This is a genomic window from Pseudomonas sp. R151218B TE3479, from assembly GCF_053629195.1.
Map to the genome: position 1 here is coordinate 5,870,321 of NZ_JBRJHV010000001.1, position 14,076 is coordinate 5,884,396.

General features: G+C 61.5%; 10 protein-coding genes. 3 read left to right on the forward strand and 7 right to left on the reverse strand.

Annotation, left to right across the window (positions count from 1 at the left end; all coding sequences use genetic code 11):
- The first annotated feature begins 28 nt into the window (after positions 1-28).
- Both AB7M32_RS25525 and AB7M32_RS25530 read left to right on the forward strand, forming a co-directional pair.
- Positions 29-2,107, forward strand: coding sequence for a carboxy terminal-processing peptidase (locus AB7M32_RS25525; RefSeq protein WP_170866823.1), 2,079 nt, complete (start codon positions 29-31; stop codon positions 2,105-2,107).
- Between the two features lie 118 nt (positions 2,108-2,225).
- A complete protein-coding gene (locus tag AB7M32_RS25530) occupies positions 2,226-4,013 on the forward strand; it encodes a bifunctional diguanylate cyclase/phosphodiesterase (RefSeq protein ID WP_454251764.1) in 1,788 nt (595 codons plus the stop codon).
- A 142-nt stretch (positions 4,014-4,155) separates the two neighbouring features.
- Here the strand turns inward: AB7M32_RS25530 and AB7M32_RS25535 are convergent, their stop codons facing one another.
- From AB7M32_RS25535 to AB7M32_RS25565, 7 genes are all read right to left on the reverse strand, one after another.
- Positions 4,156-4,473 carry a contact-dependent growth inhibition system immunity protein gene (locus AB7M32_RS25535; protein ID WP_454251765.1) on the reverse strand — a complete coding sequence of 106 codons (318 nt, stop codon included), beginning with the start codon at positions 4,471-4,473 and terminating at the stop codon, positions 4,156-4,158.
- Positions 4,463-9,133, reverse strand: coding sequence for an RHS repeat-associated core domain-containing protein (locus AB7M32_RS25540; protein WP_454251766.1), 4,671 nt, complete (start codon positions 9,131-9,133; stop codon positions 4,463-4,465). The genes AB7M32_RS25535 and AB7M32_RS25540 overlap by 11 nt, the downstream gene beginning before the upstream one ends.
- Before the next feature lie 186 nt (positions 9,134-9,319).
- The gene (locus AB7M32_RS25545) at positions 9,320-9,721 is read right to left on the reverse strand and encodes a sel1 repeat family protein (RefSeq protein WP_454251767.1); all 402 of its coding nucleotides are present in this window, start codon (positions 9,719-9,721) and stop codon (positions 9,320-9,322) included.
- Positions 9,722-10,093, reverse strand: a complete 372-nt coding sequence (locus tag AB7M32_RS25550) for a hypothetical protein (RefSeq protein ID WP_003179080.1) — start codon at positions 10,091-10,093, stop codon at positions 9,722-9,724.
- Complete coding sequence (locus AB7M32_RS25555) at positions 10,090-10,431, reverse strand: helix-turn-helix domain-containing protein (RefSeq protein WP_158456177.1); 342 nt, start codon at positions 10,429-10,431, stop codon at positions 10,090-10,092. Before AB7M32_RS25555 ends, AB7M32_RS25550 begins: the two co-directional genes overlap by 4 nt.
- 102 nt (positions 10,432-10,533) lie before the next feature.
- Positions 10,534-10,989: a YkvA family protein gene (locus tag AB7M32_RS25560; protein ID WP_072406553.1), complete on the reverse strand. Its 456-nt coding sequence runs from the start codon at positions 10,987-10,989 to the stop codon at positions 10,534-10,536.
- Positions 10,990-11,282: 293 nt separating this feature from the next.
- Positions 11,283-11,996, reverse strand: a complete 714-nt coding sequence (locus AB7M32_RS25565; protein WP_003204577.1) for an FKBP-type peptidyl-prolyl cis-trans isomerase — start codon at positions 11,994-11,996, stop codon at positions 11,283-11,285.
- A 269-nt stretch (positions 11,997-12,265) separates the two neighbouring features.
- Between AB7M32_RS25565 and AB7M32_RS25570 the strand changes: the two genes are divergently transcribed.
- Positions 12,266-14,071 (forward strand): di-heme-cytochrome C peroxidase, encoded by a 1,806-nt coding sequence (locus AB7M32_RS25570; protein WP_454251768.1) that lies wholly within the window; start codon positions 12,266-12,268, stop codon positions 14,069-14,071.
- Positions 14,072-14,076: the final 5 nt, after the last annotated feature.

Here is a 14,076-nt window from a genome sequence, read left to right on the forward strand (position 1 = left end):
TTATCAATTGTCCCTGCGTCGAATCAGCATGAAGCACCTGTTCCCCAGCACCGCCCTCGCGCTCGTCATTGGCCTCGGCCTGTTACCGTTGTCGAACGATACGTTCGCGGCCAACAGCTGGGACAAGCTTCAGCCCGATCGCGACGAAGTGATTGCCAGCCTTAACGTCGTCGAATTGCTCAAGCGCCATCACTACAGCAAGCCGCCGCTCGATGACGCGCGCTCGGTCATCATCTATGACAGCTATTTGAAGCTGCTCGATCCATCGCGCAGTTATTTCCTGGCCAGCGACATCGCCGAATTCGACAAGTGGAAAACCCAGTTCGACGACTTCCTCAAGAGCGGCGACCTGAACGCCGGGTTCACCATCTACAAGCGCTACCTGGACCGCGTGAAGGCGCGTCTGGACTACGCCCTTGCCGAGCTGAACAAGGGCGTCGACAAAATCGATTTCAATACCAAGGAAACCTTGCAAGTCGACCGCAAGGACGCCCCTTGGCTCAAAAGCACAGCCGAACTCGATGACCTGTGGCGCAAGCGCGTCAAGGACGAAGTGCTGCGCATGAAGATCGCCGGCAAGGATCCCAAGCAGATCCAGGAAACCCTGACCAAGCGCTACAAGAACCAATTGGCGCGCCTGGACCAGACCCGCGCCGAGGACATTTTCCAGGCGTACATCAATACCTTTGCCATGTCCTACGACCCGCACACCAACTATCTGTCGCCGGATAACGCGGAAAACTTCGACATCAACATGAGCCTGTCCCTGGAAGGCATCGGTGCCGTGCTGCAGAGCGACAACGACCAGGTGAAGATCGTGCGCCTGGTCCCGGCGGGCCCGGCAGACAAAACCAAACAGGTCAGCCCGGCGGACAAGATCATCGGCGTCGCCCAAGGCAACAAGGAAATGGTCGACGTGGTCGGCTGGCGCCTCGACGAAGTGGTCAAGCTGATCCGCGGCCCGAAAGGCTCGGTGGTGCGCCTGGAGGTCATCCCGGCCAGCAACGCGCCGAACGACCAGACCAGCAAAATCGTGGCCATTACCCGTGAAGCGGTGAAACTGGAAGAACAGGCGGCGAAGAAGTCGGTTCTCAACCTCAAGCAGGACGGCAAGGACTACAAGCTCGGCATCATCGAGATCCCGGCCTTCTACCTGGACTTCAAGGCCTTCCGCGCCGGGGATCCGGACTACAAGAGCACCACTCGCGACGTCAAGAAGCTGCTGACCGAACTGCAGAAGGAAAAGGTCGACGGCGTGGTCATCGACTTGCGCAACAACGGCGGCGGTTCCCTGCAGGAAGCCACCGAGCTGACCAGCCTCTTCATCGACAAGGGCCCGACCGTGCTCGTGCGTAACGCCGATGGCCGAGTGGATGTGCTGGAAGACGAAAACCCGGGCGCGTTCTACAAGGGGCCGATGGCCTTGCTGGTCAACCGTTTGTCGGCATCGGCATCGGAGATTTTCGCCGGCGCCATGCAGGACTATCACCGCGCACTGATCATCGGCGGCCAGACCTTCGGCAAAGGCACCGTGCAGACCATCCAGCCGCTCAACCACGGCGAGCTGAAGCTGACCCTGGCGAAGTTCTACCGGGTGTCCGGCCAGAGCACCCAGCACCAGGGCGTACTGCCTGACATCGATTACCCGTCGATCATCGACACCAAGGAAATCGGTGAAAGCGCCCTGCCCGAAGCCATGCCGTGGGACACCATCCGGCCGGCGATCAAACCGGCCGTGGACCCGTTCAAGCCGTTCCTGGCCCAACTCAAGTCCGACCATGACGCGCGCTCGGCCCAGGATGCGGAGTTCGTGTTCATCCGCGACAAACTGGCCCTGGCGCAGAAGTTGATGATGGAGAAAACCGTCACTCTCAACGAAGCCGACCGTCGCGCGCAGCATGCCGACATCGAGGCCAAGCAACTGGCCATGGAAAACCTGCGTCGCAAGGCCAAGGGCGAAGAGCCGCTCAAAGAGCTGAAGAAAGAAGACGAAGACCTGATCACCGAGCCGGAGAAAACCAAGCCGGAAGACGATGCCTACCTGAGCGAGACCGGGCGGATCCTGCTGGATTACCTGAAACTCAACACGGCGATCGCCAAGCACTAAGATGATGGCCATTTAATGGTGATGCTCGTCGGAGTGTCATCAAACTGACATCAGTCTGTCGTGAAATACAGGACTGGGTGCCCCGCACCCGGTCCTTTTTTTATCGCCAGAGATTGCCATGACCACGACAGAACAGCTGAGTGCCTTGAGTTCGATCCTGGCTCAAAGCGGTTTGCACAGTCTGTTCCAACCGATCATCTGCCTTTCCGAACGGCGCATCGTGGGCTATGAAGCCTTGACCCGCGGCCCTTCCAACAGCCCGCTGCACTCGCCCATCGCGCTGCTCTGCGTGGCGCGCCAGGCCGGACGCCTCAGCGAGCTGGAGCTGGCCTGCCGCCGCAGCGCCTGCCAACGCTTCAACGAGCAAAAACTGCCGGGCAAGCTGTTTCTCAACGTCTCGCCCGAATCCCTGCTGGAATCCGCGCACCAGACCGGGCGCACGCTGCAATTGCTGCAAGACTTCGGCATCGCTCCCAGCCAGGTGGTGATCGAACTGACCGAACAGACCCCTATCGATGACTTCCAGCTCCTGCAAACTGCCCTGCATCACTACCGGGCCATGGGTTTCTCGATTGCCCTGGACGACCTCGGCGCCGGTTATTCGAGCCTGCGGCTGTGGTCCGAATTGCGACCCGACTATGTGAAGATCGACCGGCATTTCATCGATGGCATCCATCAGGACGCCCTCAAGCGCGAGTTCGTGGGCTCGATCCTGAAAATCGCCCGGGCTTCCCGCGCACAGGTGATTGCCGAGGGAATCGAACTGCCGGAAGAACTGGCGGTGCTGATCGAAATGGGCGTCGACCTGGTGCAGGGTTATCTGCTGGCCCGCCCCCAGGAACAACCGTCACGCGATGCCAGGGCGCTGATGCCCAGGCAGGACAGCGGCGTGGCGGCGCTGAGCGATGAGATCAACGACCTCAGTGCACTGCTCAACGAACAACCGGCGATGGCCCACAACACGCCGACCGCCACCGTGCTGGAAGCGTTTCGGCGCCAGGCCAACCTCAACTCCCTGGCGGTGCTGGACAATCAGAACCAGCCCTGCGGCATCGTCCATCGCCATTCACTCTCCGACGCCTTGCTCAAACCCTTCGCCACCGACCTGTTTGCCCGCAAGCCCATCAGCCGGCTGATGAGCGATGACTTTCTCGCGGTGGAGTTGAACCAATCGCTGCAACAAGTCAGCCGCCTGATCACCAGCCGCGCCCGACAACGCATCGAAGAAGACTTCATCATCACCCTCAACGGCGGCTACCTGGGCCTGGGCCGGGTGATCGACGTGCTCAAGCTCATCACCGAACTGAAAATCCAACAGGCCCGCTACGCCAACCCACTGACCCTGCTGCCGGGCAACGTCCCGATCCAGCAATGCCTCACCCGCCTGCTGCAACAGCGGCAGGAATCGGTGATCTGCTACGTGGACATCGACAGCTTCAAACCCTTCAACGACATCTACGGCTACGGCCGCGGCGACGAAGTCCTGCTGTGTCTGGCCCAATGCCTGAACGAACGCATCGACCCCAGCCGCGACTTCGTCGGCCACATCGGCGGCGACGACTTCCTGCTGGTCCTTGGCCCGGAAGATTGGCGCAAGCGCCTGGACCAATTGCTGAGCGAGTTCCAGACCCATTGTCGGCGCTTCTACCGGCCTGAGCATCTGGAGGCGGGATGCTTTACCGCACTGAATCGGCAAGGGATTCGCCAGGAGTTTGCGTTGTTGTCGCTGTCGATTGGGGTGGTGCATTTGCGCGCCGAGGCCTGTGAGGAATTGGACGCCAGTCAGTTGGCTGAGCTGGCTTCCCAGGCCAAGCATCATGCCAAGGAGATTTTGGGGGGGAGTGTGTATTTGGTGGAGGGTTTGGCGGAGCGGGAGACTGTGGTGGCGCTGGGGTTGTCGGTGTGAGCGGACTCCCCATTCACCACAGCCCAAACGCCTGGCGCTAACCCTGTGGCGAGGGAGCTTGCTCCCTCGCCACAAAAGCGGTTTGGTGGTGTGTGGATTAAGTTAATCATAGAGCGAAGGGACTCGTATATTTCAAACCACATTAGTGCTCATTAGAACCTGGACCATTGCCACTAAGAATCTCAACAATGTGATTCAACCACGCCGTACCAGACTCCCAGTCTAGCCAATAGCAATAGTTGCAAGGCATTTTGTCCATGATGAACTCTCTCAAATTTTCTTCGTCAAGATTCATTGAAAGCAACGTTGAGATTTCTTCTTTGATAGCTTCAATGTTTTGAGGCACAGAGTCCGCTATATAGATTCTGATGATGCCATCAGGGTCCGATGAGTCGCACATCCAGTCTTGGTGGAAATAGCAGCCAAGAAATTGAAAGAGTTTCGGGTATTTATTTCTCATTTTTTTCGACGAATCCTGTATGTAAGTTATATCCGACAGGCGATTTATTAGATTTTCTAAGAACGAGGGTCACAACCGAAAGGGATTCCAATTTTCCACTTTTACGTATAACGCCGACCCCAACAGGAGAAGGGAAAGATTGCTGTAGAAGAAGCGACTTCTCTAACTCGTCACTCAAAAAAAAATCTATTTCTTTTTTCTTCGTTTTTAAGACGCTGGAGGCCGCCGACTCCGCCGTTGCTCTATCAGGAAATGTCGATGCGGTAGGTACGTGTGGCTCTGAATCAAGGCGTTTTCTTAACTGAGCTTCAGAACGACCTATATGCTTTTTCATCAAATGTCCTCCTCGAGCCTCATGCGCAGCCAAACCTCCCCCCGGCACAATCTCGCTGAATGGCCCATCAGCCTCGATATCACCAGGGCACTTGCACACCAACCCCAACGGATCCACCCATCCCGTCGGGTTCACCGTGTAGCGATACCCATTGAGCCCACCCGCCAACTTGCTCGGATCAGGCGTCAGGTAGCGGCCGGTCTCGGGATTGTAGTAGCGGTGGCGGTTGTAGTGCAGGCCGCTTTCCGGGTCGAAGTATTGGCCCTGGAAGCGCAGCGGTTGTTCCAGCTGTTCGCCGCCGCCGTGGGTGAGTTCGGTGAGTTTGCCGTAGCCGTTGTAGCGCGCCGTCCAGACGATCTGGCCGGCGGGGTTGGTCAGTTCCTGGGGCGTGCCCAGGTGGTCGAGGTGGTAGTAGAACGGGCGGGCGTCGGGGCCTTCGCCGTCGAGCAGGGCCAGTGGGCGGAAGGTGCCCGGTTCGTAGACGTAGCTGCGGTGGTGGCGCGGGCTGTTTTCGGCGACGAGCTGGTCGCCCTGCCAGAAAAATTCCGTGGTCAGGCCGTCCACGGTCTTGCTGATGCGTCGGCCGAAGGCGTCGTAGCGGTAGGACGTTTCGCGGCCGTCGGCGCCGGTGACGCCGATCAGGCGGTGTTGGCTGTCGTAGCGGTAGGCGCTGACCAGGGCCTGGCCGCGGCGTTCGCGGATCAGGTTGCCGAAGGCGTCGTAGTCGTAGTGGCGGTCGCCCTCCCTCAGCAGGCGGTTGCCCTTGAGGGTGGTCGGGCCGGGGCGGTCCTGCATCAGCAAGTTGCCGGCCGGGTCGTGGCTGAAGTGTTCCGGCGGTTCGCTGTGGGAAAAGTCGATGCGGGTCAGGCGATCCAGCGGGTCGTACTGGTAGCTACGGCGGTTTCGCTGGTCGGAAAGGGTCTGGAGGTTGCCCCGGGGGCTGTAGGCATAGTCGCGCCAGAACAGTTGCTGCTGGGGGTTCTGCCACACGGTCTGGGCCTTGAGGCGGCCCTGTTCGTCGTACGTGTAATCGCTGCGCAAGCGACCCTGCTGGCGCTGCCGTTCGCGGCCGCCGTCAACGCGGTGTTCGGTCAGGCGCGCGCCGTTGAGGTCGATGGCGGTCAGCGCGCCACCGGGGGCGTGGTGGTAGTCGAGCTGGCTGTCGTCCGGCAGGCGCAGGTGGTTGAGGCGCCCGCCGGCATCGTAGCGATAGCGCAGGGTGCCCCAGCCCTGGTGTTCCGTGACCAGCCGATCCTGGGCGTCGTATTCAAAGGCCAGCGGATGATCGCTGCCGTCGTCGACGTGGACCAGCCGGCCCAGTTCGTCGTAGCGGTAGTCGATGGCCTGGCCGTCGGGCAAGGTCTTGATCCGCAATCGCCCGGCCGCGTCACGCTGGTAGCGGGTGACCCGTTGCGAACCGTCTTCGCCGTGCTCGGTTTTCTCCAGCAGGTGGCCGTTGAGGTCGTAGGCGTAGGCGGTGCGTTGGCCGTCGAAGCCGACTTGCTGTCGGATCAAGCCGTTGGGCGTGTAGTCCAGCTGATATTGTTCGCCGGATTCGTTTTCGATCTCGGTCAGCAACAGCCGCGCCGAGTCGTAGCGGTACTTCAGCTCGCTGCCGTCGGGGTTCAGGCGGCGGCTGACCAGGTGCAGGTCGTCGGCGTATTCGTAGCGGGTGGTTCGGCCCTGCTCGTCGCGCTCGGCGATGACCTTGCCGTAGGCGTTGTAGCTCCAGGCCCGGGTGGCACCGGTGGGCAGGGTGACTTGCAGCAGGCGGCCGACGGCGTCCCATTGGTAGTGCGTGAGGGCGCCGTGTTCGTCCCGACGACTGAGCAAACGCCCCAGGGCGTCGTAGGCAAAACACCGCCGACCGCCGTCGGGCAGGACCTCTTCGGTCAGTTGGCCCAGGCGACTCCAGGTGAAACGATGTTCGCCACCGTCCGGGTCATACCTGGCCAGCAATTGCCCATGGGCGTCGTAGGCATATTCCGTACGCTGGCCGTCGGGATCGATGCTCGCGATCACATCGCCCCGGGCATTGCGGCGATAGGTCCACACGGCCTTGCCGCGGGAGCGGGCGTGCAGGAAACCGTTGCGGTACTCGTAGGACGTCGGCGCTTCGTCCGGCGGAATCAGCGCCACCAGCCGTCCGACGTCGTCGTAGCGGTATTCGCTGACCGCCCCCAGCGGGTCCTGTTCGGCGATCAAGCGGCCCTGTTCGTCGTAGGCCTTGAGGTGCTCGCCGCCGTCGGGCTCGACCTTGCGCACCAGCCGCGCCCGGTCGTCGTGGACATACACTTCCTGGCTGCCGTCCAGGTGCCGGACCGTGACACGGCCGTCCTCGCCCCAGGTGTAGCGGCTGTCCATCTGCGCGAAGGAGGCCCAATGCCGCACGCAGCGGGACGCCGCCCCGACGCCTTGCCACTCCCAGTAAAAGCTCGCCCCGCCGGCCAGTTGCCGCTGGAGGATGACGTGCTGGTCGTCGTAGTCGTAGCGTTCGCTTTCACCGGCGGCATTGGTCGCTTCGATCAGTCGGAAACGTCCGTCGTAACGGTAGGAGACCAGCGTCTGCTCGGTCCGCCAGGCTTCGTCGAGGGTGAGGGCCGGGTGGAAGCTCTGGTAGTCGACGGCGACCAGGTGGCGCTGTTCGTAACGCAGGCGCAGGGAACGCCCGGCGCCGTTGTCCAGGCGGCTGATGTCGCCGTGGATGTTGCGCTGCACGGTCAGGCGGTTGTCGTAGCGGTCGCTGAGGGCGATCAGGTGGCCGTCGCGAAAGTGCAGGAACGGGGCGTTTTCCCCGGGCTGGGCGATGATCAGTTCGTCCGGCGCGGCCCCCAGGTAGATGGCCGCCCGGGCCAGGCTGTTGTGGATCGCCGGACGCTGGGCGTTGGGCAGTGGAAAGATCGTGCGGCGGTTTTCCTGGTCGACCCAGGTGACCTGCTCGCCTTTGAGCTCCAGGCGATGGGCCAGGGCATGGCTCCAGCCGCGTCCGAGGCCGACGTCCAGGGCGACGGCGCTGGTGCGGTACAGCCGGGTGAAGACGAACGGCAAGCGCCCGTCGAGGGTGCCGTCGTCCAAGGTCAGCAGTTCTTCGCCGGTGACCATCGACACCGGGCAGCCGCTGGTCTGGGTCTGGGCCGCGGTGTCGGCGCTGTCGCCGTTGGGGTTTTTCGATTGGGCCGGGGAGTCGTCGTGGGGTTCGTGTTTTTTCAGCGTGGTGTTGCGCTGTGCATCCCAGCGCAGTTGCAGCCGGCCTTTTTTTATTCCCGCCGCGACGCCGCGCGCCGCCACGGTTTTGTAGCGGTCCACGTAGGCCATGAAGCCGTTGACTACCGCGAAGATCGCCTTGACGAAACGCTGCACGGCGTTCAGCAGGGTTGCGCCGTGCCTGGCCAACCGCATCGACAGGTAGGCGATCCCGGCCCCCGCCCCGGCAAAGGTCAAGACCACGCCGATCAGCAAGTCGATCACGCACTGCACCACCACAGTCGAGAGTGCTTCGGCCGTTTCGCCGGCGACTTCGCTGGGCGGCAGCATCTCCAGCCAGAGGCTGGCGGTGCGCACCAACAGGCACAGCGCCGCTTCGTCGCTGGTCAGCAGTTGCAGCTTAGCCATCAGCTGCGGCGTTTTTTCGGCCAAGTCCTCCAACTGCTTGGCGCTTTCGCCCAATCGCCCTGCAAACCGACCAGGATCCTTGAGGATTTCCGACAGTAGGCTGATGCTGTCCCAAACACCCTCGAGCGCCGCCCAACTGCCGGTGAGCAACCCGTTTCCCACCGCAGCCGCCGAGGTCGCCAAGGACTGCTGGGCCCATCGCGGCTTGAAGCCTTGCCACTCACCCCGTAGCCAGTCCGTCAGATCCCGAGTCAAACCATCGTAGGAAGAAAACAACTTCTCGATCTGCCCGGGAGACACCTCGCCCTGGACATGGACCCGATAGGACTTGCCCGCCTCTCCCTCGAAAGTCCCGATTCCCTGGGCGTCCAGGGTCACCGGCGTGACCTCGCCGCTGCCCTCCGCCACCACATCCACCACGATGTCGCCCAGCGGGATGTCGTACACCGACTCGAACTTGCTCTCGATCGTCATCACCCCACCCAGGGGGCACTGGACGACCGTGGAGAGGAAATCATCGTCACCGCTGCTGACGACGGTGGTGCTGTCGCCGAAGCGGATCAGCCGCTCCATGCCCATCAGCGAGGGCAAATCGGCCGCGTGGCTGGCCCGGTCCGCCGCCCGGCTGTACCAGCGCTCAAGTTGCTCGCGGTAGACCGCCAGGGTGTCCTGGAAGCTGTCGAGTTCCTGCTCGATACGGTTCACCTGCTCCATCAGGACAGGGCTCGCTCAAGGGCCGGCAGGAAAAAACGGTCGAACATGGGCAGCGTCTCGCAGCACTCAGGGAGCGCGAGACTGTGCCGGGGATGACGGAGGAATTAAGTCAGGGGAACGGGATAAAGGATGTAGGGCGATTCGCTAAATTCGCCCGATTGCATCACGAATAGCCTGTGGATAACGCTAGCGGTCGCGAGCTTCGAGTGCCTTGAGCTTGATCTCGGCCAACGGATGCCCGGCTTTCGCTGCCAGGGTCCACCAACGTGCCGCTTCGACCGGGTCCGGTGCCTTGCCGGTTGTACCGGCCAGGCTGATCACGCCGACCTGGTAGGCCGCCTTGCCATCACCGGCCAGAGCCGCCAGCCGCAGCAGGCGAACCCCTTCTTCACGGGCGCCCAGCCCTTGGCCGCGAAACGTGAGGATGTGCCCATAGAAACTTTGCGCACCGACGTCGCCCAGGTTCGCCATGCGTGAGAATTGGCCCTCGAGCCAGGCCCAACCACGCGCCTGGCGCACGAACCAGGACCAGTGAAACAACCGGCGCGCCAGCCAATAACCGACCCGCGCCTTGAGTCGCCAGAGCACTCAGGCCTCCGCCGACTCGGGGTATTCGTATTCAAACACCCGGACCACTTCCGAAGCGTGCCAGGAGGCGGCGGCCACCCCATCGGAAGGCCCGGAAAAACGCCCCAGGCGCTCAACGCATTCGAAGAAGCCCGTGCGCGGCAACCGGCTCGCGCCTTGGCTGATCACCAGGGAACTGCGCAGCGGCTGTTCTGCCCGGGCGTCCAGCGCCGCCAGGTGTTCAAGGGCCGCGGTCAAAGTCTGCATGGCCGGACTGGGTAGCTGCAGGCGCTCCAGCAAGGCGCGGTAAGTCAATAAATGGCGTTGGCGACGCGCCTGGTCCAATTCACCCAACAACCCATCCCAATGCTGCCGACTGATGCGTACGCTCACGATTCTTCCCTCCAACCCGGCACCGTCAACTCCCAGGCCAGACTGCGCCGAATCGCGGCATCGGGCTGTCGCTCGCCGCTCTCGATCAAGGCCAGATAAGACGGGCTGATACCTACCGTGCGGGCCAACGCCTCGATGGCGATGCCCTTCCCTTCGCGCAAACTGCGTAATTGGTCCAGGCCAGGGAGAACCTGGCCGGGTGCCGCCGCGTGACGGACTGTCGCTTCCCGCGGCGGAGCTTGATCGATGCCTGCTGCCTTCAACAACGCTTGGTACTGATCCCACGGCAAAACCGCGTACTCGGGCTCTCCGTCACGTGTGATTACTTGAATATCCATGTTTACCCCGTAGGACAACAACACTTAGCGAGTCAGCCTTTTTCCTTGGAAGTGTAATCCTAAATGCTGGCTAAGGTCGCGGGGTGATGAATTCTCAGGGGATCAGGGCTTTTTCTGGCCTTGGAGCTGGAGTTGTTCCGGGGTATCGGGAAGCCTTTCGACTTGAGCCAGTTTCTCGGGAGACTGCCGATAACGCCAGGCGCGGAACGCCTCGAGTTCAACGTCGAGGGTTTTCATGACCCAGGCCAGCACTGCGATATCGTCGAACATGCCAAACATCGGCAAGATATCTGGAATCGCGTCCAGGGGACTGAGGAAATACATGAGTCCCGCCACCACCGACAGCATCGACTTGGCACTGACCGCGCGGTATTCGCCCCGCCAGTAAGCCAGGCACAAGGCCTGCAACAGGCGCAGATCCTCCTTGAGCTTGCCCAGCCGTCCGCCCTCCCGGGCACCTTTGCTGGCAACGGCAAAGAGCAACGTCGGTAATCGACCGCGGGCCAGCAGGCGGCCTGCCAAGGGCAGAAATCGCGCAAAATTCCACGGGGCCTTCATTTTTTCTCCCACTGAAATGTTATCCACACAAATTGTGGATAACCTTGTGAACAGAGCTGCATTTCACCGCTGAAGCCCCCGTTTCATAAGGGCCCGGCTTAGATCGGGCGTTTTTTACTCACATAAAAAAACCCAATATTTCATTGACTTGACCGGCTGACTGCGTCTAGCACAGCGCCTGTATTGCCTATGACTGTAGCCTGTCACGTGCGTTCGGTTTTTTTGCCATTTGCCGTAGCCCAGATGCGACAACGCCCCGCATGAGCGAGGCGTTGTCGTTATAGCAGACGCGATTACTTGGCTGCGTCTTCTTTCGCCGGATCCTTGATCGCCAGCAGTTCCAGGTCGAACACCAGGACCGAGTTGGCCGGGATGGCCGGGCTCGGGCTCTGGGCGCCGTAGGCCAGGTCGCTCGGGATGTACAGCTTGTACTTCTCGCCGACGTGCATCAGTTGCAGGCCTTCGACCCAACCCGGGATCACGCCGCTGACCGGCAGGTCAATCGGGCTGCCACGCTCGACGGAGCTGTCGAACACGGTGCCGTTGGTCAGCTTGCCGGTGTAGTGAACAGTCACCACGTCGGTCGGCTTAGGCTGTGGGCCATCGGCTTTCTTGACTACTTCGTACTGCAGGCCGGAAGCGGTGGTGGTCACACCGGCTTTCTTGCCGTTTTCCTCGAGGAATTTCTTGCCAGCGGCTGCCGACTCTTCGCTCATCTTGGCCATGCGCTCTTCGGCTCGCTTTTGCAGCGCAGCAAAGGCTTCGACCAGTTCTTCGTCTTTCAGCTTCTGTTCTTTCTTGCCGACGGCATCTTCGATGCCCTGGGCGACCGCTTTGGAGTCCAGGTCATCCATGCCTTCCTGAGCCAGGCTCTTACCCATGTTCAGGCCAATACCGTAGGAAGCTTTCTGCGCCGGGGTTTTCAGCTCTACGCTGGTCTGCGAGTCGCAACCCGCGAGTACCAGGCCAACCAGGGCCACCGCCGCCGCCAACCGATGCTGTTTCATGCTATTTCCTTGTTCATGCGCCTAAAGGGCAATCGAATAAAGCCGCGAGCTTATCAGGCGGCCACGACCAATGGCTACCGGCATGTGAGCCACAAAGTGATGATAAGTTCAGGTCCGCAAACGCTTTTTAATCTTGGGCAAATGAAGCATCTGTCATCCATTACGTACAGGGACACATTGCCGCTCCCCCGCAGGCCAAGGGTAATGGCCACTTGCCCGCCGCGCAGCACTGAGGCATAAGGGTTTATCAAAAAAACAAGGACGTTACCGTGCGCCTTCTCTCTCGCATTTTGTTGCTACTCCTCGCGCTGCTGATCGTCGTCGTGGCCGTGGTGCTTTATTACGTCGCCAATCCTCGCTTGCCGTTCTATACGCCCGTCGAACAGGTGCACTACCTGGATCAATGGAGCGCCGCCGAGCGCCAGACGTATTACTTCACACCCCAGGGCACCCAGGTCAAAGGCCTGCGCTACGACTGGTTCACCGCCCTCGAATTGCCCTTTTCGCAACAACGCTTCGCTTCGCCGGAGTACCTGGCGCGCTTCGGCTTCCTGATCGACCCGGCGCAGAAAGCCTCGCCCGGCAATCCCGGCAACTTGCCGGTAGGTTTCGCCCGGCACCAGAACCCGGGCAGCACCGAGCAGTTCCTGGATATCACTTGCGCGGCGTGCCATACCGGCGAATTGCGCTTCAAGGGTCAGGCGATACGGATCGATGGTGGCTCGGCCCAGCACGTGCTGCCTTCTAGTGTTCCTACGCTACGTGGTGGCAGTTTCGGACAGGCATTGGTCGCCAGTCTGGCGTCTACCTACTACAACCCTTGGAAATTCGAACGCTTCGCCCGCCAAGTACTGGGCAAGGACTACGACGCCCGCCACGACGAGCTGCGCAAAGCGTTCAAGGCTTCCCTGGACACGTTCCTGCGAGTGGCCTGGAATGATACCCACCGCGGCCTCTACCCCACCGAAGAAGGCCCAGGGCGTACCGACGCCTTCGGTCGCATCGCCAATGCCAGCTTCGGCGACGCCATTTCGGCAGAGAACTACCGGGTGGCCAACGCGCCGGTGGATTACCCGCAATTGTGGGAAATGTGGACGTTCGACTGGGTGCAATGGAACGGCTCAGCCCAGCAACCGATGGCTCGCAACGTCGGGGAAGCGCTGGGGGTAGGCGCCACACTGAGTTTCTTCGATGCCCAGGGTAAACCGCTGCAGGGCGATGCTCGATATCCCTCCAGCGTACGCGTGCGCGACCTGAACAAGATCGAAGAGACCCTGCAACTGCTCAAGCCGCCCGTGTGGCCGGAAGCGTTACTGGGCGCGATCGATAAACCTCTGGCCGCCAAGGGCCGGGCCCTGTTCACCGAAAACTGCGCCGGTTGCCATGTGCCCAAAGTGGTCCAGGGGCCTGACAGGCCGGTGCAGCAATTGCACATGCTGCCCGTGCAGGTGATCGGCACCGACCCCGGCACCGCCAATAACATCGCCGACCATCGCTTCGACCTGACCAGCCTGCAATGGGATCCGGCCGAGCTGGCGAAGCTGGACGTGCAACTGCACCCGGCCCCGACGGAGCCGCTGGACCTGAGCCAGCTTTCGGTCGCCAAAGGCCTGGCCTACGTCACCGCCTTTGTCGAAAACCGCGCTTACCGCGACGCCGGTGTCACCCCCGTCGAACGCCCGGCCCTGGACGGTTTCGGCCTGCCCATCGGCGTGCGTGAACTGCGCGCCTACAAGGCCCGGCCACTGGCGGGTGTCTGGGCCACGCCACCGTTCCTGCACAACGGCTCGGTGCCAACGATCTACCAACTGTTGTCGCCCCAGGCCGAGCGGGCGAGCACATTCTATAAAGGCACCTTCGAATACGACCCTCGCCACCTGGGCTATCGCACCGAAGCCTTCACCAACGGTTTTCTCTTCGACACCCGGATTACCGGCAATCACAACAGCGGCCATGAATTCCGTGCGGGCGAACGCGGTAACGGTGTCATCGGCCGCTTGCTGCAACCGCAGGAACGCTGGGCCTTGCTGGAGTATTTAAAAGTGCTGGGCGGGCCACTGGAGTCGCAATTGTAATGATG

Coding starts and splice junctions, on each gene's coding strand:
- AB7M32_RS25530 (WP_454251764.1), top strand. CDS start 2,226: ATGACCACGACAGAACAGCTGAGTGCCTTGAGTTCGATCCTGGCTCAA.
- AB7M32_RS25565 (WP_003204577.1), bottom strand. CDS start 11,996: ATGAAACAGCATCGGTTGGCGGCGGCGGTGGCCCTGGTTGGCCTGGTA.
- AB7M32_RS25560 (WP_072406553.1), bottom strand. CDS start 10,989: ATGAAGGCCCCGTGGAATTTTGCGCGATTTCTGCCCTTGGCAGGCCGC.
- AB7M32_RS25525 (WP_170866823.1), top strand. CDS start 29: ATGAAGCACCTGTTCCCCAGCACCGCCCTCGCGCTCGTCATTGGCCTC.
- AB7M32_RS25540 (WP_454251766.1), bottom strand. CDS start 9,133: ATGGAGCAGGTGAACCGTATCGAGCAGGAACTCGACAGCTTCCAGGAC.
- AB7M32_RS25555 (WP_158456177.1), bottom strand. CDS start 10,431: ATGGATATTCAAGTAATCACACGTGACGGAGAGCCCGAGTACGCGGTT.
- AB7M32_RS25535 (WP_454251765.1), bottom strand. CDS start 4,473: ATGAGAAATAAATACCCGAAACTCTTTCAATTTCTTGGCTGCTATTTC.